The following is a 23616-nucleotide window of genomic DNA, read 5'->3' on the forward strand; positions in this document are numbered from 1 at the left end:
CTTCGTAAGCAACTGACTTTTTGGGTGGAAACTCCCTTCGGCACCCTTCATAATTGAGCGAACGACGGGCGGGCCGATACGCAGCGCGCGATAAGAACAAGGGCGAGATTAACTTAATGGCTTCGGACAGACAGAACCTTCAGGATGCATTTCTGAACCACGTTCGCAAAACCAAGGTGCCAGTGACGATTTTTCTGATCAATGGCGTAAAACTTCAGGGAGTTATCACTTGGTTTGACAACTTCTGTGTCCTGCTGCGCCGGGATGGACAGTCGCAACTTGTCTATAAACACGCGATTTCAACCATCATGCCGGCTCAGCCGATCAGTCTTTACGAGGGCGAAGACGCCTCTTGATGGAGCTTGATCGTGTCAGTACCCGTGCGTGGGTATTGCACCCGGATATAAAATCCGATCCCGATCGCAGAGAGGCTCAACCTGCTCTCGACGAAGCCGTAGGTTTGGCCGTTGCATTGCCCGATCTCGAAGTTATCGGCAGCGAAGTTGTGCCTTTGCCAAAGGCGCATGCGGGCCTGTTGTTCGGTTCTGGAAAGATTGAAGAGCTGCGACTGCGGTTCAGTGAAAACGAAATTGAACTGGTTCTAATCGACGGCCCTGTCACGCCAGTCCAACAGCGCAATCTTGAACGCAAGTGGAAGGTAAAGATCCTCGATCGCACAGGATTGATCCTTGAGATTTTTTCCGATCGAGCAAGAACACGTGAAGGCGTTCTGCAAGTTGAAATGGCAGCGCTCAGCTATCAACGAACGCGGCTGGTACGAGCGTGGACGCACTTGGAACGTCAGCGTGGTGGGCTGGGGTTTGTCGGTGGACCAGGGGAAACTCAGATCGAAGCCGACCGTCGTGCCATCGATACTCAGATAGTGCGCCTGAAGAGACAACTGGATAAAGTCGTAAAGACACGCAGTCTACACCGGGCGGCGCGTGCTAAGGTGCCATATCCGATTGTTGCGCTGGTCGGTTACACAAACGCCGGAAAGTCGACGCTGTTCAATCACTTGACCGGCGCCAGTGTCATGGCCAAGGACATGCTTTTCGCAACGCTTGATCCGACGATGCGTAGGGTCGTGCTATCGAATGGCCTTGAAGTCATTTTGTCGGACACGGTTGGGTTTATCTCCGATCTGCCGACGGAACTGGTCGCGGCCTTCCGGGCGACGCTCGAAGAAGTCCTCGGCGCTGACCTCATCGTACATGTACGCGATATTGCGCATCCGGGCAGCGAAGAGCAGGCAAGGGACGTTCTGTCCATCTTGTCCACTCTTGGCGTCAGTTCTGAGCGGCCTTTGCTCGAGGTGTGGAACAAGATCGATCAGTTTGACGGCGATGAAAGAGACGCTCTGAGAGCGCGCGCCGCACGTGATGAAAAAATCTTTGCTGTTTCGGCGCTGACCGGCGAAGGCATCTCCGACCTTCTGGATGAGATCGCCGATCAGTTACAGAACGCCAGAACCGAAACTGTGTTGCATCTCAACTTTGAGGATGGACGTCGCCGGGCGTGGCTGTTTGAGCAAGACGTGGTTCAAGAAGAATCACAGACCGAGAACGGGTTCGAAATTCGGGTTCTGTGGTCGGATGTGCAAAAGGCCAGATACGACGCTCTTTGATCGGCGTTGGTCAAAACGATCTGCCTTACTGGCGCGGCAATGCCGCAATGCCCAGCCATGAGAAACCGAGAGAAATAGCTTTAAAAAGCGGTGCATCATTGGAGCAGAAAACTCTGCGCCGCTGCTGATCTTATCTGTTCATCGCGCCTGACTTAGCGAACGGATTTTGTTATCCAGACATAAGCGGATGGTCAACAATAGCTTCGCCCTTTGCCCTGATCGGAGCCTAGGCGACGCTTTGTCATGGGAATTGAGATCAACGCCGACGTCCGTTTATGAGCGCGTATAGAGGCCATGGAAATGTCTCACTGCTCAATGTCATCCTTGTACGATGAGACGTTATCCAGCTCGGCAGCCCTCAGGTGAATCGACAGGAACGGCGCTTCTGAAATGAAGCGGCAGCCGTCGTCCTTGCTCAGAAAGGCAGCGAAGCCTTTGCAATATTCGACATACGGTTCGCATCCAACGCCGGGAGTAACGAGGATTTCCGCATGCTTGATGCTCAGGGAGGTTCCTCTGTTGTCAAAACGCTGGGTGATCTGGCTTGTCTCTTGGACCTGCCAATCGGAAACCTAGATGAGGCTATAGCTTCTGTTCCAACATCAGGTTAGGACGGGGGCATTCGGGATTTCTCTACCGAATGGCTTAAGCCTCCGTAATATGGAATCCAAATCACAGGCATCCTTCTCCTCACTCAGGGAGGGTTGCGCATCAAAGCTAAAGCCAGGGTTTTCCACAAAAACGGAACGCTCTTCGACTTTCTATTTGCCCGCGGCGGCCTAGCCGTCGGCGTATCCGTAGCTGACACCTCAGGGTATCCTACCGACCAGGGGTTTCCGAACACATTCGTTCTCGGTTACGCCGCAGTAGCAAGTATAGGCGCTTGCACCTTTTTCTCTCTCCTGCCAGTTTTCGCCGGAAGTTTCATTCGTTGGAAAGCAACCTTTCATGTCCAAGCTGATCTATGTCCTGAACGGCCCGAACCTCAACCTGTTGGGTAAACGTCAGCCCGAAATCTATGGGACTGAAGCGCTTTCTGATGTCGAACAGAATTGCAAAAGCCTTTTAGTGGATGATTACGAGATTTTCATGGGGCAATCGAACCACGAAGGCCAGCTGATCGATTGGATACATGAGGCCAGGGACAAGGCGTGCGGTATCGTCATCAACCCGGCTGCGTTTACCCATACTTCCGTGGCAATTCTCGACGCGTTAAACGCGTTCGAAGGCCCGGTGATCGAGGTCCACATTTCCAATGTTCATAAGCGTGAAAGTTTCCGGCATCATTCATACGTTTCGCTTCGCGCCGATGGTGTGATTGCCGGATTGGGGACCGAGGGCTACGAGGCAGCCCTGCGCAGGATCATTAGTTTAACAAGATCATAACTCGGCCGCACTCATCCCGGCGCAAACGGACTTGCCTGGCAAGACAACCCTTGCCGGGCAATTCAACAAGTCGCCGTCTTAGGCACCCCAGCTGCGAACGGTGCCACAGTCCATGTGGACAAAGTTGGACCGCGAATAACGGCCAACCCCGCCAGCCCGACAGGCCAGAGCGGCTTTTGCCATTTGGTTCACCGAACGCGACGCAAGACGCAGATCAGCGGCCTGACCTTTCATGTGGAGAGAATTTTTCGCAACGCCGCGAGAACGCGACCGCAACATTGCGTTCGTTTGGGGGCTGCGATAGCCCGACAGCAACATGTAGGGTTCGTTCACATCGAGAAGATTATGCGCTGCTGCCATGATGTCCACGGTCCGCAGGTCCATTCCGACGGTCTGATCGTTGCGCCAGTCACGCATGAAGTGGTTGATTTCGCGACATGCATCTTTGATGTAGTCGCCGTCGATCCAGTACACCATATCCATACGTTCACCGGTGCGGCCCGAATACATCCGAACCCGGCGAATATCGCCGCCACCACGAAGGAATCCCGCTGCTTTGGAATAGGTTGGCGCTGCTACTAGAGTGGTTGCCGCGAACGCGCCGAGCAAGGCACGTCGGGTCAACCCCGATTGGTTTTCCTCAGTCATTTTACTGCTATGTCCCGTACGTTAGTCTGCCTGTGCACGATGTTACGTGCCTGTTTAAGTCATCCACCCCAGATGATGAGTGATTTATTGCACAGGTGTTCTTATCCGCCAACTCCGGAATGACGCGAAGTTTATACAGGGATGGTTTTCGGCGAATTCTTGCCCATGCCACCTTTTGTTTGGAACCTGTTGGATAAATGATGCACTGCTGCACCGCCGGACCGAGATTTTAATGACCTGTTGAGAATGTGAATAGACAATTACCGGATGCTTTTGTCCTGTCATGTGCGGGAAACGATGCTAATTGAGACCTACAAGATATTGAGGACTATGAGAATGATCACTACTTGCCCTGCTAAATCATGTGGCGGCTTCGCGGTTTTTGCCGGTGCGGTCGCACTGTCGCTGGGTTTGCTGGTATCGCCTGTTTATGCTCAGGTTACAGCGTTCAAACAGGCGGTAGCAGAAGCAGCATATGATCAGTCCACGATTGCGAGTTTCTACCGTGAAGCGAATTATACGCCGCTTTGGACCGGTGCGGGCGATGTATTTGTTGAGCGTCGATCGGCTCTTTTCCAAGCGCTGACCAGCGTAGAAAACCATGGTCTGCCAGCCAGTCGCTACGACGTGGCGGGGCTTGTGCAGCAGATGAAAGATGCCCGAACCACCCGCGACATCGGTCTCGTCGAAGTGGCGTTGACCAACATGTTCCTTAAGTATGCGCGTGATGTTCAGACAGGCATTCTTGTTCCGTCGCGGATCGACAGCGGCATCGTGCGCCAAGTTCAGTACCGGGATCCCAAAACTCTGCTCGCGACCTTCTCCAATACGCAGCCCCGCGCCTTTATGAATTCGCTGCCCCCGTCGACTTCAGAATACCTCAACCTTATGAAAGCGAAGATCCGGCTTGAAGAGGTGATCGCACAAGGGACCTGGGGTGCTAAGGTTGCCAGTGGCAAACTCGAACCCGGCGATGGTGGTCCTCAGGTCGTAGCGCTCCGCAATCGACTGATAGCAATGGGGTACATGGAGCGTACTGCCTCGATGACCTACGATACCAAGCTTCAGCAAGCTGTCATCGCTTTCCAGTCAGCGCATGGCCTCGCCGAAGACGGTGTCGCCGGTGCTGGTACCCTTGATGAAATCAACACCTCGGCCGAGACACGTCTGCAGTCTGTTCTTGTCGCACTGGAGCGTGAACGCTGGACAAACATGGAGCGCGGCGAGCGTCATGTTCTGGTCAACCTCACCGATTTTTCGGCAAAAATCGTGGATCAGGGCGAAGTTGTCTTCAAAACAAAATCCGTGATTGGGCAGAATTCGAGCGACCGTCGTAGCCCCGAGTTTTCGGACGTAATGGAACATATGATCGTCAACCCAAGCTGGCACGTCCCGCGGTCGATCATGACAAAGGAATACCTGCCGCAGCTGCAAAAGAACCCGAACGCTGCCAGGCATCTTATCATTACGGATCGGCGCGGTCAGCGCGTCAATCGTGAAGCGATGGATTTCACTCAGTTCACCGCTCGAAACTTTCCGTTCGACATGAGGCAGCCGCCGAGCAACAGCAACGCGCTGGGGTTGGTAAAGTTCATGTTTCCCAACAAATACAACATCTATCTCCATGATACGCCTCAGAAAAGTCTGTTCAAGCGGGAAACACGCGCGTTCTCTCATGGATGTATTCGCCTGGCCGATCCTTTCGATTTCGCCTATGCTCTTTTGTCGCTTCAGGAAGATGACCCAAGGGGTTATTTCCAAAGCGTTCTTCGCACCGGAACCGAAACGAAGATCAATCTGGAAAAGCCTCTGCCGGTTCATTTGATCTATCGCACGGCTGTCATCTCTGACAAAGGCCGTGTCGAATTTCGCCGGGATGTCTACGGTCGTGATGCTGGGATATGGGATGCGCTGAGCGAGGCAGGGGTGGCCTTGTCTTCCGTTCAGGGATAATGAACGGACCTGATTGCATCTGCAAAAAGGTCCGCCAATGTACACGGTCCAGGAAATCGCAAAATCGCTTGGGGCAGAGGCCGCAGGCGATATTTCCCTCACGATAAAAGGCGCCGCCGAGCCGTCTCTCGCGACCGCCGATGATCTCGCTATGGCGATGTCCCCCGCCTATGCCGAACAGTTGGGCAACGGCACCGCTCTCGCCGCGATGCTCTGGGAAGGTGCGGATTGGCAAGGCCTGGGACTGAAGGCCGCAATTTTTGTAAGTCGACCGCGAATGGCGATGTCGGGAATCACGCGGATGCTGGACCCGGGCCAGGGGTTTTCGCCGGGCATTCATCCGACCGCCGTCATTGATGAAACAACTGAATTGGGCCGCGACGTATCCGTTGGTGCCTTCACGGTTATCGGTCCGCGGGTCGCCATCGGCGATGGCTCGGTTATCGGACCTCAGTGTTTTATCGGAGCCGACGCGAAACTAGGGCCGAACGCCTTTCTTCGCGAGATGGTCAGCATCGGCGCACGGGCCCAGATTGGATCGGATTTCATTGCGCAGCCGGGTGTACGGATTGGCGGGGACGGTTTCTCATTTGTCACCCCCGAAGTCTCCGGAGTGGAAAATGCCCGTAAATCGCTGGGCGATCAGGGGGATGCTCAGCCTCAGGCTTGGCAGCGAATTCACTCGCTCGGGTCTGTAACCATCGGCGACAACGTCGAAGTCGGGTCGAACTCGACTGTCGATAATGGCACCATCCGAAATACGGAAATAGGTTCGGGAACCAAATTGGATAGTCTTGTTCAGGTGGGCCACAATGTCCGCATCGGACGTGACTGTCTTCTCTGTGCGCAGGCAGGCGTCGCTGGATCGGTGGTCGTTGGCGACAACGTCGTTCTTGGGGGCCAGAGCGGCGTCGCGGACAACATAACGGTGGGCGACCGAGTCGTTGCGGCCGGTGGAACCAAGCTCTTGTCGAATGTACCTGCCGGACGTGTGATGATGGGCTACCCAGCCGTAAAAATGGAAAGCTTTACAGAGGTTTACAAGGCGCAACGACGTTTGCCCCGATTTCTTTCGGACCTTGCGGAACTTAAAAAGGCGGTTTTCAAAAGCGAGTCGAGCAAGTAAGTCAGCTAGGGATACATCAAGCCAGGAGCTCTCTTATGAGTATTCAGGATAGAGTCATCGAGATCATTGCGGAACAAGCCGTACTGGAACCCTCCGACGTTACGCCCGACAGTACACTCGAAGATCTTGGTATCGATAGTCTTGGTCTGGTCGAATGCATTTTCGCGATCGAAGAAGAATTCGACATTTCGGTTCCATTCAACGCGAATGAACCCACAAAAAGCGATTTCGACATTTCCAACGTGAAATCCATCGTCAATGGCATCAAAGAATTGATGGTCGAAAAGACGTGACCCAAGGCGAAATGATCCCATGAAACGCGTGGTGATAACTGGCGCGGGTACGATCAATGCGCTTGGTCATTCCGTAGCCGAAACCATGCAGGCCATGAAAGACGGTCATTGCGGGATCGGGCCGTTGGATTTCAGAGACGTTGATCGCCTGTCGATCAAGATCGGCGGGCAGGTTATCGGGTTTGAGACCGAAGGGCTATTCAATCGCCAGCAGATGGCCCTCTATGACCGTTTCACGCAGTTTACGCTGATGGCAGCGAAAGAGGCCATCAATCAGGCTGGCATTGTCTTTTCTGGCGAACTTGCAGCCAGATCCGGGGTCGTTCTTGGTACTGCAGGTGGCGGCGTCAGCACCTGGGACGACAATTACCGTAGCGTTTACGAAGACGGCAAGAACAGGGTTCATCCATTTGTCGTACCGAAACTGATGAACAACGCAGCGGCAAGCCATGTATCGATGGAGTACAACCTGAAGGGTCCAAGCTTTACCGTGTCGACCGCCTGTGCCTCTTCAAACCATGCCATGGCCCAGGCTTTTGCGATGGTGCAGTCAGGCATGGCGCCCGCAATGGTGACGGGCGGTTCGGAATCCATGCTGTGCTTTGGTGGCGTCAAAGCTTGGGAAGGTCTTCGCGTCATGTCCAAAGACGCATGCAGGCCGTTCAGCCTAGGGCGCAATGGCATGGTACAGGGCGAGGGGGCTGGCATCTTCGTCTTCGAGGAGTATGAGCACGCCAAGAAACGTGGTGCGGAAATCCTGTGCGAAGTGATCGGATACGCGATGTCATCCGATGCTTCCGACATCGTCATGCCATCCAAGCAAGGGGCGGAACGGGCGATTGCGGGGGCCCTGCGCAACGCAAAGCTCAACTCCGACGAAGTGGGCTACATCAATGCCCACGGCACTGGTACAGCTGCGAACGACAAGACGGAATGTGCTGCGGTTGCGGGCGTTTTTGGGCCTCACGCTGACCGGCTGATGATCTCGTCGACCAAATCCATGCATGGCCATCTGATCGGCGGCACCGGTGCCGTCGAGCTGCTGGCCTGCATCATGGCTGTCCGGGATGGCGTCATTGCGCCAACTATCGGGTATGAAGAGCCCGATCCCGAATGTGCGCTGGATGTCGTTCCGAATGAAGCGCGAGACGCAGACGTATCCGTGGCTCTCAGCAATGCTTTCGCGTTTGGCGGTCTGAACGCCGTATTGGCAATTCGCAGGATATAAAAAATGGGCGCGCCGCTTGGCGCACCCATTCGTGTCCACGATCCAAGGCGTTTACTGGGAAACTACGTCCACAGCATCATAACCGGCGGTAAAGCCTTTCAGCGACATTTCCAGTTCGACCACCTGATCCGGGGCAGGCGCCGGGCGGAGCGAAATTTTCGCGGTGCTGCCACGGCGGAACGCATCTACATCTGCCTGTGTCAGTCCAATTTGCGCAACGCATCCGATCGGATTGCAGAAGGAATAGTTGTACCGCTTACCCGGGTTGCTATCTACTGCAATGGTCAGCTGCGCAGGCAGCAGGGTTTCCAGCGGTACGATGACTGTCGCACCGGCGACGGCTTGCGACCCATTGCTGATCCGAAAAAGTGAAAACTCGGCCACTGGATTGCCGTTGTCATCTTCGAGGATCTGTAAGAGCGAACAGGGGTCCTTGTCCGCTTCGATTTTGATGCAGGCGAGCTCGAAATCGTCGAAAGTCTCTTTTGAATAGCGCTGGCCCAGCTCGGGTTCGCCGGTCACCGTCTGCCCAAGATCAAGCTGAGCTTCGCCGGATGTGGCGGGGCTTGTTCCGGTTTCGGATTGGGCTGGCTCTTCTTGCGCTTGCTCTGTCGGTGTCGTGGTCGTTTCACTCTGTTGCGCCCAAAGCGGCGTCGCGACGAGCGCCGTCATGGTAACAAGGGTGAGAGAAGAGAGATTTTTGAACATGGTGAACCTGTGTTTAAACTGACTGACTGCCATTAGCATGCCTTCGCGCCACTGTCAGGGCCATAGGTCGCGCAAATGCCGCATTTCGGCTCTAGACTTGCGGGAGGTTCCAGGCTGACCCTCAAAAGAATAAGGAGACCCGAGAGGATCTCCTTACTATTTGTGCTCCCCGTCGGACTGGCCGACTTAGTTATTGTCGGAACGTTACGAGAAGGCTTTGTTCCGGTCAACAGCCCAAGCTAAAAAACTATGTGATGCAGGGCCGTGTCACGATCACATGGCCCGATATGCTAAAAACCGGGCTTATGTCTTCCCAAAGGGGCTTTATGCCTTCTCCTGACAACCGCTCCATGCACGAATTCAAGCGATTTCCGGTATCGCCCTAGGGAGTTAACTCTGTATGTTCGTTTGAAACGCGACGCGCATCAGAGACGGTGACTACCAATGGCAGAACAGATTTTCGTGGGCGGCGGCGGGATCGACTACGCCGAGCATCAGGGTTTGACGCTCAAATACGCCAACCGCCACGGGCTCGTGGCCGGGGCAACAGGAACTGGCAAGACGGTCACTTTGCAAATTCTGGCGGAAGGCTTCAGTGCCAAAGGAGTTCCCGTATTCCTCTCAGATGTAAAGGGGGACCTGTCCGGTCTCTCCAAGCCGGGATCCGCCGAAAGCAAGCTACACGAAGCTTTCATCAAACGAGCCGAAACGATTGGCTTTCAGGAATTCGCCTACAACGCCGTGCCGGTCACGTTCTGGGACCTCTATGGAGAAATGGGACATCCAGTCAGAACGACTGTCGCTGAAATGGGGCCTTTGTTGCTGGCCCGGCTGCTCGATCTGACCGAGGCGCAGGAGGGTATTCTGAACATCGCGTTCCGGGTGGCCGACGAAGACGGCCTGCCGCTGCTCGATCTTAAGGATCTTCAGGCGCTTCTGGTCTGGATCGGAGAAAACCGGGACAAACTTTCGCTGCGTTATGGGAATGTCTCCGTTTCGTCGATTGGCGCCATTCAACGTCGCCTGCTCGTACTCGATAACCAGGGCGGCACGAAACTCTTCGGCGAACCGGCGCTTGAACTGTCCGACCTGATGCGCTGCGACGCGTCAGGCAGGGGGATTGTAAACATCCTCGCTGCTGACAAACTGATGGCCGCCCCTAGCCTCTATGCCACCTTTCTCCTTTGGCTACTAAGCGAATTGTTCGAGGAATTGCCAGAAGTCGGTGACCCTGACAGACCCAAGCTGGTTTTTTTCTTCGACGAAGCGCACCTGCTTTTCGACGGAGCACCCAAGGCGCTCGTCGACAAGGTGGAACAGGTTGCCCGCCTGATCCGCTCCAAAGGCGTCGGAGTTTATTTCGTCACACAAAGTCCTGCCGATATTCCGGAGGATATTCTTGGCCAACTTGGAAACCGTATTCAGCACGCCCTCCGGGCTTTCACGGCGCGCGACCAAAAGAACCTTCGCCTTGCAGCGGAAACCTATCGGTCAAACCCACGGTTCTCGACCGAGCAAGCTATTCGCGAAGTTGGTGTCGGCGAAGCCGTAACATCCATGCTCATGGACAAGGGCGTTCCCGGAATAGTCGAACGCACTTTGATCCGGCCACCGGGGTCTCAACTCGGTCCGATCAGCGACAAGGAACGCCGCGAAATACTTGCCGCTTCGGACATGGCGGGCAAATACGACACAACGCTCGACCGTCGGTCAGCTTTCGAAATGCTGGCTGCTCGCTCGGAAAAAGCGGCACAAGCCGCCGAAGAAGCCGAGCAGAAGGCAGAACAGGCTGAGCCCGCCGTCCGTGAATACAACGCCGGTCGCCGGTATAGCGGTACGCGAGTGACGCGATCCACGTCGCGCCGCAGCGGTGGGGATACATTCGGATCCGCGATGACCGAGGCCGTCATCAAGGAACTCAAAGGGACAACCGGTCGACGGATCGTACGTGGGATACTGGGTGGCTTGTTCAGGGGTCGTTAAGGGACATTAACGTCACGCCAGAAACTGGCCGGATCGTATGGAAGCTGCCCGACATAACCCTGAAACCGCTCGACAAGGTTGACGTTGTAATCTGAAAATATCTCGGCCGGTAGTTGGCCACCGGCGACGTTGCGCATCAGTCTCCCCTCCGGCGGTCCAACCCAGACCGCGGTGACGATTCCTTGGTCGGTGAAGCCGACGAACCACGCGTCGCGATTTTCCTGGCTCGTGCCTGTCTTGCCATAAGCCCGTCCGCCTTCGAACTGTGCGGTATCACCCGTCGCGCCGTCCGCCGTAACACCGCCCAAAAGCTGTTTCATCCGTTCTGCGGTGACCAGTGTCATGACGCGTTCGGGGGCCGTTGAATCGCGGTAAAGCACCTTGCCATACTGCCCCAACACCGCGCGTAGCACATGTGGTTCGTAGTGCTCTCCGCCATTGGACACTGCAAGATAAGCACCTGCGTTTCGGGCAAGGGTCGTTTCGGCAGCGCCCAGAACAATTGCCGATCCCGGCATCCGCGTTTGTGTAATCCCGATCCGCTCTGCCACCTCTGCCACGGCGTCGAACCCGACTTGTTCGGCAAGCCACATGGTGCAGACATTCCGGCTCTGGCTAATGCAATCACGCAATGGGATGTCCCCGACATAGCGCCGGTCCACGTTTCGGGGAACGAAATCGGCCTCGATGTCATCCGGGTTGTCTTTCAGCGTCGCATCGGGCCCCCAGCCAGATTCTATCGCGGCCACGTATGTCGCGATCTTGGCTGTCGACGCGGCCTGACGCTCTGCCTGCATGGCGAGGTTCCAGTTTGAGGCGCGGTAATCAAGCCCGCCGAGCATCGCCAGAACGCGACCTTTGCTGTCGACGGAAATCAGCCCGGCGCGGGCGACTCCCTGATTGCGATAACCCTGTATATTCCGGGCGACCACGCGCCGCGCCTGCTCTTGCGCAATTGGATCGATTGTCGTGATCGCGAAATGGAGCCCGTCGGGCAGAGGCTCTGCAAGGTCGCGCAACTCCCGCATCACTTGATCTTCCAGATACCGGTCGCGACGGGGCAAACGCCCGATGGATCGGGGCAGGGCGGCGGAAAGTTTCACCGCCTCGGCATTATCGACAAAGCCTTCGGTCTCCATGCGCCGCAGGACGAGTGCGGCGCGTTGGGTCGAGGACTTCGGATTGTTGATAGGGTTATACAAGCTCGGCGCATTGATCATGCCGACAAGTATAGCCGCTTGGGCGACGTTCAGCCGTTCGGGCGCTACGTTGAAATAGGCATAGGCCGCGTCTCGCAACCCAAATATCGGCACTCCGTTCAGCCGTCCAAAATTCACCCGGCTCAGGTAAAGGCGCAATATGTCTTTTTTCTTGTAAGAAAGACTGATCCGGGTTGCGAAGAACAATTCGGCGTACTTACGCAGCGCACTGGGGGATGCACCGTTCAGCGTGTTCTTCGCCAATTGCATCTCAAGCGTCGAACCACCCCGATTGCCGCCACTAAGCACGGCTTTGCCGAAGCTTAGGAAATCGATGCCGAAATGTTGATAGAACCTGCGGTCTTCGGTTGCGATCAGGGCGTTGGCGACGCTGTCGGGGACTTCGTCAGGACGCAAGGTCGATCCGCAAATGCAGGAAATGAACTGCAATTGATCATCGGTTTTGCGGAAATTCACTAGCGGTTGCGTCAGCGCGGCTTTGAATACGCGCTTTTCCACAGGGAAGAGAACGAACAACCACCCAAGGATCAGGGCAAAGAGGACCGTCGCAATACCAACCCGAAAAAGCCGCTTCAAGCTTCGCCAGAAACCTGAGCGCCGTTCTTCCGGGGTGATCGACTGGATCGGACTTTCAGGCTCAGAAGACAATAAACAACTCGGACTGGACGGGCGACACCACCCTGATTGACGCGTTTCCCGCGCAAATGTCAAACCGGTGCCGCGTCCGGCGCTGATCCCCTATTTCTCGGGGATCAGACCCCTAGGGCTAAAGCGCAGTACCAGCAACAGAACAAGACCCATTGTAAACAGCCGCATATGCGCCGCGCTCCCCATCAGATGAGACTTGAGCGCAGAGCCTTCCGCCATTCCCGATGTAATGGTCTCCATCAGGTAGACCCCGATCGGTTCGACTTCGACCCACAGGAACCAGATCAGGAACCCTCCCAGAACCGCGCCAAAGTTGTTGCCCGATCCACCGACGATCACCATGACCCAGACCAGAAAGGTAAACCGGAGCGGCTGATAAGTACCCGGCGTCAACTGCCCGTCCAGCGTTGTCAGCATGGCCCCGGCAAGCCCGCAAACGGCACTGCCAAGCACGAAGATTTGCAGATGCCGACGGGTCACGTCCTTGCCCATCGCTTCGGCCGCGACTTCATTGTCCCGGATTGCCCGCATCATGCGGCCCCAAGGGCTCTTCAAAGCCATCTGCGTCATCCACAGGATCACAAGCAAGACGACAAGAAACAGCCCGGCATAGGCCAATTTGACATAAAGCGTCGATGCCTCGACCGGGTCCAGCCCCCAACCGGCTGCGCTCGATACGAAATCAGGATCGTTTTGCAGGTCTATCTCGTAAGGCACGGGCCGGGGAATACCGACCACGTTCTTCACGCCCCGGCTCAGCCAGTCCTCATTCTTGAGCACGGCAATGATGATCTCAGCAATGCCCAGCGTCGCGATCGCAAGATAATCCGACCGCAGGCCCAGCGCCGTCTTGCCAATAAGCCAGGCAACGCCTCCAGCCAGCAAACCGCCGATGGGCCAAGAGAGGATAACAGGAAGCCCCAGCCCACCGAGATACCCGGACAGGGCAGGGTTCACACTCTCGACGGCATCGACACCCGGGTCCAGAACGCCGCGGAAAATGAAAAATCCGCCCACAAGGATCGCAATGATGCCAACCGCCCGCAACGGACCTTTCTTGACGCGGGAATAGACAAGGACGGCGCCAATGATCGTGGCAGCCCCAAGTGCCAGCCCGATGAGCACACGCACCCCGCCGGCCTGCCAGGCATCAGGATCGGGGGGCATGGAAACGAGAACAGCCGCCAGCCCGCCAAGCGCAACGAAACCCATCACGCCGACATTGAACAGACCTGCAAAGCCCCATTGCAGATTGACACCAATTGCCATGATGGCAGACACCAGCCCCATGTTGAGGATCAGCAGAGCCGTGTTCCAGCTTTGCATGAAACCGGCAATAGCGATCAGAACGGCGACCACCAGGAAAAGCAGGGTGTTCTTGACGGGTTCGCTCATACCGATTTCCCCTTGAACAGGCCGGTTGGTTTGAAAAGCAGCACGATCAGCAGGATGACAAAGGATACGGCGAACTTGTAATCGGTACTCAAAAGCTGCACCAACCCGTCCGGTTCCAGCCCTTCGGGCATCAGGTAACCAAGCACTTTTTTCCACGCGTAGGTGATCGTGACTTCTGAAAAGGCGATCACAAAACCGCCGGCGATGGCCCCCACCGGGCTGCCAAGTCCACCCACGATGGCAGCCGCAAAGATCGGCAAAAGAAGCTGGAAATAGGTGAACGGTTTAAAGGACTTGTCCAGCCCATATAGCACCCCTGCCACGGTCGTCAGGGCAGCGATGATCAGCCATGTATAGGTCACCACCCGTTCTGGATTGATCCCAGACAGCAGGGCAAGATCTTCGTTGTCTGAATAGGCCCGCATCGATTTCCCGGTCCGCGTCTTGTTAAGAAACCAGAAAAGCGCGACGACCACCACGACAGCGGTAATGACCGTGATCCCCTGCGACGTGCGCAAGGCCAGCCCTTCGTCCAGCCCTGACCATGCCTTGAAATCCCGGGCCGAAATGATGAACCGCTCACCATCGGCAAAGTTCTGATCGTCAGGACCGATGATGAAACGCACGATCCCGTTCATGATGAACATCACGCCAAGGGAAACGATGACAAGGATCACCGGTTTGGCTTTTTGCTGCCTGTAGAACCGATAGACGACCCGATCAGTCACCACCAGCAACACCATGGTCCCCAGGATCCCGAAAGGCAGCGCCAAAAGCGCTGTTGGCAGGACGCCAAAACTGATCCCCTGCGCCTGCATCCACCATGTCACCAGGATGGTGACCATGGCGCCGAAAGCCATCGTATCCCCATGGGCAAAGTTCGAGAACCGGAGAATACCGTAGATCAGAGTCACCCCCAGCGCGCCAAGCGCCAGCTGACTTCCATAGGCGATACCGGGGATCAACACGTAGTTGGAAAGGGCGACGAACGCGTTCAGAAAATCCATGTCAGCACCCGTTTCCCTTGATCAACCGATCTTTTTCATGCGATGCCAATACGGGCGTCGCCACAGCGTGAACGATCTCGATTTTCATATCCGTATCATCCGCCCAGAAAACTTTTGCGGACTTCCGGATCATTCAGCAGATCGCGGCCCGTACCGCTATAGGCATTGCGCCCCTGCACCAGGACAAATCCCTTGTCCGCGATCTCCAGCGCCTGACGCGCGTTCTGTTCGACCATCAGAATCGGAATACCGGTTCGCGCAACCTCGATGATCCTGTCAAAAAGCTCATCCATCACGATAGGGCTGACACCGGCGGTCGGTTCATCCAGCATCAAAACCTTCGGTTTCGTCATCAAAGCACGCCCGACGGCGACCTGCTGCCGCTGCCCACCCGATAGTTCCCCGGCCGGTTGGCGACGTTTCTCCTTGAGGATCGGGAAAAGGTCATACACCTGAGCCATCGTCTCGCGAAAATCGTCGCGGCGTATGAATGCGCCCATCTCGAGGTTCTCCTCGACCGTCATCGAGGTGAATATGTTGTTGGTCTGCGGCACGAACCCCATGCCCTGAACCACGCGATCCTGCGGGCTGAGATCGCTTATATCCTGCCCGTCCAGCCGGACCGATCCCTTGCGCAGATCAAGCATGCCGAAAACGGCTTTCATCGCCGTCGATTTCCCCGCGCCATTCGGCCCGACAATCACGGCAATCTCGCCTTGATTCACGGCGATAGTACAGTCGTGAAGAATATCGGGGCCCTTGCCATACCCGCCGGTCATCGCATCGCCGATCAGAAAGGCAGCTCCGGTTTCAGACGGGCGGGCCTTACCGCTCTTGCGATGCGCGATTTCACCCCCGCCCTGCGGGTTGGCGATAGAGCGGTCCTTGTTTCCACGATCGTCCTGATAAGGATTACCGGCCACCGGCATACCCCCTTTTCCTTTTGCCGAAAATACTCCGGGGGGAGGTCATCGCCTCGGCGATGGCCCGGGGGGCTGCCCCCCCGTCTGCCGAGGCGAAACCTGCGGACACGCGATAGATGGTTTCCCGCTTCATCACGCGCCAACCTTGTTCTTGTTCTTCAGTCCGGTTCCCAGATAGGCTTCGATGACTTGCTCATTCGCCTTGATCTCATCCAGGGTTCCCTCTGCCAGCACCCGGCCTTCTGCCATGCAGATCACCGGATCGCAAAGACGTCCGATAAAATCCATATCATGTTCGATGACGACAAAGGTGTATCCGCGTTCCTTGTTCAGTCGCAGAATTGCGTCGCCAATGGTATTGAGCAGCGTCCGGTTCACACCTGCGCCAACTTCGTCGAGAAAGACGATCCGCGCGTCGACCATCATCGTGCGTCCCAATTCCAGCAGTTTTTTCTGACCACCGGAAATCTGGCCGGCTTTCTGCTCGGCGAGGTGTTCGATTGTCAGAAACTCCAGTACCTCATCCGCTTTAGCCGCCAGCGCGCGCTCTTCATCTGCAATGCGTTTGCGCCCGAACCAGGTGTTCCAAAGCGACTCTCCCGACTGTCCTCCGGGCACCATCATGAGGTTCTCGCGACAGCTCATCGACGAAAATTCATGCGCAATCTGGAAGGTGCGCAACAGACCCATGTGGAATAAATCGTGAGGCGGCAGGCCGGTGATGTCTTCACCCGCCATCGTCACCTTGCCCGATGTCGGCGTCAGCACGCCTGCAATCACGTTGAAGAGGGTGGTTTTCCCGGCCCCGTTCGGACCGATCAGCCCAGTGATCGAGCCTTCCGCGATGGTCAGCGAGGCACCGTCGACCGCGTGAAAGCCCCCAAAATGCTTGTGCACGTCTTCTACGACGATCATTGCACCCCCTCGAACCGCTTTGGCGCGGTCCTGTTGTTAGCGAACCGCTCTCTGGCGATTCTTTTGTTAATTGGGCAACCCGGCCGAAGCCGGCCGGGCGCCAGTGTCACGTCACTTGATCAGCGGAATTTCACGGTAGTGTTCTCGCCACCCTGAACTTCGATCTCGCGATAGCTGCCCGCGCTCTCGCCCGGTCCAATCAGTTCGACAGCCGATGCACCGACGTAATCGACGTCACCGCCCTCTGCGATTATCTTAAGACCCTTGGCGAGATCGCCGGGATAGATTTTCTCGCCGGGCGCGTTTGCGACTTCCATGATCTTCGGACCATACTCTGCCGGATCGGTCGAACCTGCCGCCTGCATGGCGAACATGAACAGGGCCGCAGCGTCGTAGCTTTCCGGTGTATAGGGCGAAGTCGCGTCGAAATCATCGCCCGCCATGGACTTCAGCTTTTCAATCCCTTCGCCGCCCGAACCGGCAATCTGGCCGAATGAGCCATCAAGGTCAGAACCAACGTTCTTGGGCAGGCTGTCACCGATCATACCGCCGGGCAGTCCAAAAGTATCGAACGCCCCCGAGTCGAGCGACGAGCGGATGATGCCCAGACCGCCCTGATCAAGGTAGCCGGCAACAACGAGGATGTCGCCACCAGCCGAGGCCAGCGCACCGACTTCAGCCGAGTAGTCGGCCTTGCCGTCTTCATGCGCGGTGACGATTGTTACTTCGCCGCCAGCCTTTTTGAACTCGCTCTCGATCGCGTCGGCCAGACCCTTGCCATAGTCGTTGTTGGTATAGGTAAGAGCGATGGAGTCGATGCCGCGATCCATGAGGATTTCGGCCATGACCTGACCTTCACGCGCATCCGAGGGGGCCGTGCGGAAGAACAGATCGTTGTCTTCGACGGTCGACAGGCCCGGAGACGTTGCCGAAGGCGAGATCATGACCATGCCGTTCGGAATAGCCACGTTCTGCAGAACGGCGCCGGTCACACCGGAGCAGTCCGCACCGATCAGGGCGCTGATACCGTCGGCCAGCAGACGTTCGGCGTTGGACGTGGCAAGACCGTTGTCGATACAACCGGAATCAGCCCGCATCGGTGTTACCGTCGAACCGTCCATAAAGGCGCCGCTGTCGGAAACTTCCTTCATCGCAAGTTCGGCACCCTTGGCCATCGGTTCTGCCAGCGATTCAATCGGACCGGTAAAGCCGACCAGAATGCCGATCTTCACGTCTTCAGCGTATACGCCGCTCGCCGTCAGAATCGAGGCAGCGCTCGCCAAAAGCAGCTTTTTCATATTTAACTCCCTTGTTGGAACATGATGTTCACGAAAGACCCTAGGCAAGGCGAAATAAAAAGAAAAGTCTCTTGGCGCAGCGTCATCCGAAACGACTTGTTCCGGGATGCATGAGCTTGCAAATGCGGATCAAAACAGCAATTAGCGCCACGATATTCTCAGATCGACAAGCGGGCCGCGTGGCTGCCACGTTCGCGGTAAGGCGTTGTATCGTAATGCGCACGGTAGCATTTGGAGAAATGCGACGGCGATGCAAAGCCACAGGCAAGCGCCACGTTGATCACACTCATATCCGTCTGCATCAACAAGTTGCGTGCCTTCTGTAGCCGTAACTCCATGTAATAGCGTTTGGGTGAGCGGTTCAGATAGCGTCGGAACAGCCGCTCAAGTTGACGTGTCGACATGCCGACTTCCTTGGCCAGCAAGGATGGGCTGATCGGTTCCTCGATATTGGCTTCCATCATCTGGATGACTTGGCTCAGTTTCGGATGGCGCACGCCGATCCGCGTCGGTACCGAAAGACGCTGGGTATCCTGATCGGTGCGTATCGAGGAATAAATCAACTGATCGGCAACGGCATTGGCGAGATCCTCGCCGTGTTCGTCCGCAATCAGTTTCAGCATCAGGTCGATCGAGGATGTGCCGCCTGCCGTGGTCATCCGGTTGCCGTCGATGACGAATACCGACTTGGTCAGGTTCACCTCGTCGAACTCCTCGGCAAAGCTGTCCGCGTTCTCCCAGTGAATCGTGGCCCGTTTCGAATCCAGCAAACCCGCCTTAGCAAGCGAAAAGGCGGCCGTGCACAGCCCGCCGACCATGCTGCCACGGCGCGACTCGCGCCGAATCCACCCAAGCAGACGTTTGGTTGTGGCGGCTTGAATATCCATACCACCGCAAAGCAGGATCACCGCATCCCGTGTCAGATCGCCAAGATCGCCATCGACGTTGAACTCTGTATTCGACGAACTTTTTACCGGTCCGCCGGTCTCGCTTAGCAGCGTCCAGGTGTAAAGCGGCTTGTCGGCCATCCTGTTGGCAATGCGCAAACTTTCTATCGCCGAGGCAAAGCTCAGCATGGAAAATTTCTCCAGCAGCACGAATACAAACTGGCGGGGTTCGGTGTTCTCTGAGAGCACCTCGACAACTTGACGTTGTTCTTGCATGGCGCGGGTCCTTTGTTCGCTAGCGTCCGCTTGCCCAACAGCGACGAAACATCACAATGGGCAGAGCATAAAGCCAACGTCAAGAGGACGAAATTCATATATGGCCACCGGAGGTGTGGTTTTGTATATAGCCCGCCTAAGGATTGAGATGGGAGACCCGGATCATGGGCGATTGGCATAAAACGAACTGGCGCGCGAAACCGCGGGTACAGATGCCCGATTATACCGACGCGGCCGCGCTGTCCGCAACCGAGACCCAGCTTTCTAAATATCCACCGCTGGTCTTTGCCGGTGAAGCACGCCGTCTCAAGGCGCAGCTTGGCGAAGCTGCCAAAGGCAACGCATTTCTATTGCAGGGCGGCGATTGCGCCGAAAGCTTTGAACAATTCAGCGCGGACGGCATCCGCGACACGTTCAAGGTCATGCTGCAGATGGCAATGGTACTGACATACGGAGCCAAGGTGCCGGTGATCAAGCTCGGCCGCATGGCAGGCCAGTTCGCCAAACCGCGCAGCGCGCCGACTGAACAGGTGGATGGCGTCGAACTTCCAAGCTATCGCGGCGACATCATCAACGATCTCGCATTCACGTCGGAGAGCCGGATTCCCGATCCACGGCGGATGCTGCAGGCCTATACCCAGGCCGCAGCGACCCTGAACCTATTGCGCGCTTTTTCGACCGGTGGCTATGCCGACGTTCACCAGGTCCATTCCTGGACTCTTGGCTTTACCGAAGGTCGCAAGGCTGAGCGCTATCGCGAGATGGCAAACCGCATCACCGACACGCTCGATTTCATGAAAGCCGCTGGCGTCAATCAGGATACGGCGCACACCCTGCAATCGGTGGATTTCTATACCAGCCACGAAGGTCTGCTGCTGGAATACGAAGAGGCGCTGACCCGGCTCGATTCTACCTCTGGCAACTGGCTTGCAGGTTCGGGCCATATGCTCTGGATCGGTGATCGCACCCGTCAGCCTGACGGCGCACACGTGGAATTCCTGCGCGGCGTGTTGAACCCCATCGGTCTCAAATGCGGCCCGAGCATGACCAGCGAAGACCTCAAGCTGCTCCTCGCCAAGCTGAATCCCAACAACGAGGCCGGCCGTCTGACGCTCATTTCCCGCTTTGGTGCCGGGAAGGTTTCCGAACATCTTCCGCGTCTGATCAAGACCGTGAAAGAAGTCGGAGCGAATGTTGTCTGGGTCTGCGACCCGATGCACGGCAACACGGTCAAATCGTCAAGCGGCTACAAGACGCGGCCGTTCGAATCCGTTCTCAGCGAAGTGCGAGAGTTCTTTGCCGTTCATGCCAGCGAAAACACCGTTCCGGGTGGGGTGCATTTTGAAATGACCGGTCAGGACGTGACCGAATGCACCGGCGGGGTCCATGCGGTCACCGACGAAAACCTTCAGGATCGCTATCACACGGCCTGCGATCCACGCCTGAATGCAAGCCAGTCGCTTGAGCTGGCATTCCTTGTTGCGGAAGAGCTGACAAATCTTCGCAACAGCCGGCTCAAGCAAGCCGTAGGCTGATCAGACAAAGGCGCGGAACGCAGGTTTCGCGCCTTTTCTCATTCACTCACCAACTGAAAACGTGACAGTCGTTTCGCTCTGTCGCTTCTTGGAATCACTTACCTTGAAACGCATCGCGTGCTGGCCAACCGGCAATAGCGCGCCTGGCACGCTAACTCTCGAACCTTCAACATCGCCCTGCTTCAGCATCTTACGCGTGACATCTAGCCAGTTGTCACCAAGCCGATAGGCGATCCGGAATGTCGCCATATCCACTGGCGCATCCTCGCGCGGCGTAATGTCGATCTCAAATCTCAAAGGCGAGTTCAGCCGGTATCCAACCGGCGATTTTACATCGATGTAAGGACCTTCTTCGGTGACCATCTCCAGGTCACGCAAATTGTCTTTCTGCACCTCGAGATACAATTTTATCTGGTCATCAGTAAGAAGAGCAAATTCGCTATAGTCGATCTGTGGGTAAAAGATGCCAACCATCACGCTGGTCAAGGCGACCAACGCAAGAATCCACAGCATTGCTATTTGCTTGGACATGCGCCGATGATTCCAAATTCCTCCATCGTTGACAGGTTAACAGCTAGCGCCGCTGTGACGACTCTTTATTGACGCAACGTAAAGCTAGACGTCACTTGTGATGTGTTTTCTTGGTTCAGCTGTCCGTCTTGACCAGACGCAGATAGGGAACCCGGCCTTTCATCGGCTCGGCAGGTTCGTTGAAGCCGGGATTGGGTTTTGGCTCCGACCCGTTCCCATAGGAGTTTGAATTTTTCACTGGCAAATTGTTTTCTGAAACAGACGGGGCGGCTGCCTCGATGTCCGATGGCTCAATATGCGATACCGCGCGGAAATTCGTGCCTGTCACATCAAAGCGGATCGTATCCGAAACGTCGGTGGCATCCGAGACCAGAACGCCAAGCGCGCGGCTGACGTCGCCGTAATCGCTCATCAATGGCAAAAGGATCATCTGCGCGGAAAAAGTCGGCCCGCCAAAGCGATCTTCGCTGTGGAGCGTCAGATCGACGATGGCCGGTGTATCGAAAACCTGCTCAAGCGCGGCGCCGACATTCGGACGGGAACGCGAGGTGAACAGCGCCGACATGGGCATGCCGCGCACTTCCATCCCGATCAATTGTGTCAAATGTTGGCCGGCTAGTCGGAACCGCGCAATGCCCGGCGCGATTCTTTCGATGATAAAAGCGTATTCCAGCAGGTTCTCAAGACCACGAGGATCGATCTGCGTCCGTCTCGGGATGCTGTTTCCGTCGCGAAGTGCCGTCCAATAAGCTTCGGCCTGGCGCAGGGCAGGCGCGCTTTTCACGCTCCGAAACCGTTGGAAGTTAATCACTTTGTCAGAGTTGCTCCGCTTTGCATTCTGGTCGGAAATCACAGGCCTCATCTCCAGGGACGGAGGTGTGGGTGCCACTTGAGAGGTCTGAGAGCACAACACACCGATTAATAATGAAGTAATAGTTACTAGAACCTTAATATGCCACACATATGCTACATTTTGGACATATTCCTTGCTGCTTGGTTAACAGACCGTGCTCCGGACCCCGGGGCTCAAGAGCCGGTCTTCGGGGTTGTGCAAGAGGGCCCTATGGCTTTAGGTCACGGAAACTTTTGACATAGCGCCCGGAGGAACATGGCCAAGTCTTTGCATTCGATGACCGGGTTTTCCTCAGCACGGGGAGAGATGGCGCCATTCAGCTGGGCGTGGGAGCTGCGCAGCGTCAATGCCAAGGGATTAAGCCTTAACCTGAGGATACCGGACTGGCTCGAAGGGCTCGAAGCCAGCCTGCGCGCAGAGCTTGGCAAGGTACTCACGCGAGGTTCGGTGACGCTGAGTCTGCGGATCGGCAGGGACGAGGAAAAAACCGCGCTGGTCCTTAACGAAAGCGCAATGAGCAATGTGCTGGACGCCCTCGCCACTCTCGAAAACGAAGCGTTGGAACGTGGCGTCACGCTGGCTCCTTCCCGCGCCAGTGACCTTCTGGCCCTGCGCGGTGTCTTGGAAACGGGGGCAGGGGATCGTGTTCCGGCTCCGCTGGTGGCAAAGCTCAAGCAGGACTTTCCGTCATTGCTCGACGGTTTCCTAGACATGCGCCGCAACGAAGGGAAGCAGCTTGTTTCGGTTCTTTCGGCTCAGCTCGACGAAATCGAAAACCTCACCGCCAAGGCAGCGCAACTGGCCGGGGAAAGGCGCGAAGCAGTTGCCCGCGCGCTCTCCCAGAACCTCGCGCGGGTCATGGAACATGCCCGTGAAGCCGATCCCGACAGGGTTGCGCAAGAACTGGCCTTGATCGCGGTCAAGGCCGATGTGACGGAAGAAATCGACAGGCTGGGTGCGCACATAAAAGCAAGCCGGAATCTGATTGCCGCGGGCGGCCCCGTTGGGCGAAAACTCGATTTCCTGACGCAGGAATTCAATCGGGAGGTGAACACCATTTGTTCCAAGTCGCAGTCAGTGGAACTGACCACCGTCGGTCTGGATATGAAAGCGGTGATTGACCAGTTGCGCGAGCAAGTCCAGAACGTCGAATAAATCATAAGGAAGATTTGCGTC

The 23616-nt window shown here is 56.3% G+C and carries 21 protein-coding genes; 10 read left to right on the forward strand and 11 right to left on the reverse strand.

Features of this window, described 5'->3' with window-relative positions; genetic code table 11:
* The first annotated feature begins 116 nt into the window (after positions 1–116).
* From hfq to aroQ, 3 genes are all read left to right on the forward strand, one after another.
* A complete protein-coding gene (gene hfq / locus ACU0FH_RS23940; protein ID WP_008204623.1) occupies positions 117–356 on the forward strand; it encodes an RNA chaperone Hfq in 240 nt (79 codons plus the stop codon).
* Entirely contained in the window at positions 356–1627 is a 1272-nt protein-coding gene (gene hflX, locus ACU0FH_RS23945; RefSeq protein ID WP_446197281.1) for a GTPase HflX, read from the forward strand. Before hfq ends, hflX begins: the two co-directional genes overlap by 1 nt.
* A 948-nt stretch (positions 1628–2575) precedes the next feature.
* Positions 2576–3013 carry a type II 3-dehydroquinate dehydratase gene (aroQ, locus tag ACU0FH_RS23950; RefSeq protein ID WP_446197193.1) on the forward strand — a complete coding sequence of 146 codons (438 nt, stop codon included), beginning with the start codon at positions 2576–2578 and terminating at the stop codon, positions 3011–3013.
* 78 nt (positions 3014–3091) lie between these two features.
* Here aroQ and ACU0FH_RS23955 read toward each other — a convergent pair whose 3' ends face one another.
* On the reverse strand, positions 3092–3661 hold the full coding sequence (locus ACU0FH_RS23955) for a YcbK family protein (protein WP_088634528.1): 570 nt from the start codon (positions 3659–3661) through the stop codon (positions 3092–3094).
* A 330-nt stretch (positions 3662–3991) separates the two neighbouring features.
* Here ACU0FH_RS23955 and ACU0FH_RS23960 point away from each other — a divergent pair, with 330 nt between their 5' ends.
* The 4 genes from ACU0FH_RS23960 to ACU0FH_RS23975 are packed head-to-tail and all read left to right on the forward strand — an operon-like array spanning position 3992 to position 8261.
* Positions 3992–5614, forward strand: coding sequence for a L,D-transpeptidase family protein (locus tag ACU0FH_RS23960; protein WP_446197194.1), 1623 nt, complete (start codon positions 3992–3994; stop codon positions 5612–5614).
* A 37-nt stretch (positions 5615–5651) separates the two neighbouring features.
* Positions 5652–6740: a UDP-3-O-(3-hydroxymyristoyl)glucosamine N-acyltransferase gene (gene lpxD / locus ACU0FH_RS23965; RefSeq protein WP_446197195.1), complete on the forward strand. Its 1089-nt coding sequence runs from the start codon at positions 5652–5654 to the stop codon at positions 6738–6740.
* Between the two features lie 35 nt (positions 6741–6775).
* The gene (locus tag ACU0FH_RS23970) at positions 6776–7033 is read left to right on the forward strand and encodes an acyl carrier protein (RefSeq protein ID WP_238371374.1); all 258 of its coding nucleotides are present in this window, start codon (positions 6776–6778) and stop codon (positions 7031–7033) included.
* A 19-nt stretch (positions 7034–7052) separates the two neighbouring features.
* Positions 7053–8261, forward strand: a complete 1209-nt coding sequence (locus tag ACU0FH_RS23975; RefSeq protein ID WP_446197196.1) for a beta-ketoacyl-[acyl-carrier-protein] synthase family protein — start codon at positions 7053–7055, stop codon at positions 8259–8261.
* Between the two features lie 51 nt (positions 8262–8312).
* On the opposite strand, the gene ACU0FH_RS23980 is transcribed toward ACU0FH_RS23975, so the two are convergent.
* Positions 8313–8969, reverse strand: a complete 657-nt coding sequence (locus ACU0FH_RS23980; protein WP_238371372.1) for an invasion associated locus B family protein — start codon at positions 8967–8969, stop codon at positions 8313–8315.
* Between the two features lie 444 nt (positions 8970–9413).
* Here ACU0FH_RS23980 and ACU0FH_RS23985 point away from each other — a divergent pair, with 444 nt between their 5' ends.
* The gene (locus ACU0FH_RS23985; protein ID WP_446197197.1) at positions 9414–10952 is read left to right on the forward strand and encodes a helicase HerA-like domain-containing protein; all 1539 of its coding nucleotides are present in this window, start codon (positions 9414–9416) and stop codon (positions 10950–10952) included.
* Here the strand turns inward: ACU0FH_RS23985 and ACU0FH_RS23990 are convergent.
* The 7 genes from ACU0FH_RS23990 to ACU0FH_RS24020 form a co-directional block, all read right to left on the reverse strand.
* Positions 10949–12748, reverse strand: a complete 1800-nt coding sequence (locus tag ACU0FH_RS23990) for a transglycosylase domain-containing protein (protein WP_446197198.1) — start codon at positions 12746–12748, stop codon at positions 10949–10951. The genes ACU0FH_RS23985 and ACU0FH_RS23990 overlap by 4 nt on opposite strands.
* Before the next feature lie 162 nt (positions 12749–12910).
* Complete coding sequence (locus tag ACU0FH_RS23995; RefSeq protein ID WP_446197199.1) at positions 12911–14215, reverse strand: branched-chain amino acid ABC transporter permease; 1305 nt, start codon at positions 14213–14215, stop codon at positions 12911–12913.
* Positions 14212–15222: a branched-chain amino acid ABC transporter permease gene (locus ACU0FH_RS24000; protein WP_238371368.1), complete on the reverse strand. Its 1011-nt coding sequence runs from the start codon at positions 15220–15222 to the stop codon at positions 14212–14214. Before ACU0FH_RS24000 ends, ACU0FH_RS23995 begins: the two co-directional genes overlap by 4 nt.
* A gap of 95 nt (positions 15223–15317) precedes the next feature.
* On the reverse strand, positions 15318–16145 hold the full coding sequence (locus ACU0FH_RS24005) for an ABC transporter ATP-binding protein (protein ID WP_446197282.1): 828 nt from the start codon (positions 16143–16145) through the stop codon (positions 15318–15320).
* Between the two features lie 132 nt (positions 16146–16277).
* Positions 16278–17060, reverse strand: a complete 783-nt coding sequence (locus ACU0FH_RS24010) for an ABC transporter ATP-binding protein (protein ID WP_446197200.1) — start codon at positions 17058–17060, stop codon at positions 16278–16280.
* Between the two features lie 119 nt (positions 17061–17179).
* Positions 17180–18358 carry an ABC transporter substrate-binding protein gene (locus tag ACU0FH_RS24015; RefSeq protein WP_446197201.1) on the reverse strand — a complete coding sequence of 393 codons (1179 nt, stop codon included), beginning with the start codon at positions 18356–18358 and terminating at the stop codon, positions 17180–17182.
* A gap of 158 nt (positions 18359–18516) precedes the next feature.
* Positions 18517–19521: a GlxA family transcriptional regulator gene (locus ACU0FH_RS24020; RefSeq protein WP_238371365.1), complete on the reverse strand. Its 1005-nt coding sequence runs from the start codon at positions 19519–19521 to the stop codon at positions 18517–18519.
* Between the two features lie 164 nt (positions 19522–19685).
* Between ACU0FH_RS24020 and ACU0FH_RS24025 the strand changes: the two genes are divergently transcribed.
* On the forward strand, positions 19686–21056 hold the full coding sequence (locus tag ACU0FH_RS24025; protein WP_446197202.1) for a class II 3-deoxy-7-phosphoheptulonate synthase: 1371 nt from the start codon (positions 19686–19688) through the stop codon (positions 21054–21056).
* A 42-nt stretch (positions 21057–21098) separates the two neighbouring features.
* Here the strand turns inward: ACU0FH_RS24025 and ACU0FH_RS24030 are convergent, their stop codons facing one another.
* Together ACU0FH_RS24030 and ACU0FH_RS24035 are read right to left on the reverse strand one after the other, a co-directional pair.
* Positions 21099–21569, reverse strand: a complete 471-nt coding sequence (locus ACU0FH_RS24030; RefSeq protein WP_446197203.1) for a hypothetical protein — start codon at positions 21567–21569, stop codon at positions 21099–21101.
* A 133-nt stretch (positions 21570–21702) separates the two neighbouring features.
* Positions 21703–22371, reverse strand: a complete 669-nt coding sequence (locus ACU0FH_RS24035) for a PAS domain-containing protein (RefSeq protein ID WP_446197204.1) — start codon at positions 22369–22371, stop codon at positions 21703–21705.
* A 324-nt stretch (positions 22372–22695) separates the two neighbouring features.
* On the opposite strand from ACU0FH_RS24035, the gene ACU0FH_RS24040 reads away from it, so the two are divergent.
* Positions 22696–23595 carry a YicC/YloC family endoribonuclease gene (locus tag ACU0FH_RS24040; RefSeq protein WP_446197205.1) on the forward strand — a complete coding sequence of 300 codons (900 nt, stop codon included), beginning with the start codon at positions 22696–22698 and terminating at the stop codon, positions 23593–23595.
* The last annotated feature ends 21 nt before the right edge of the window (positions 23596–23616 follow it).

The sequence above is a fragment of the Heliomarina sp. genome (assembly GCF_052826185.1).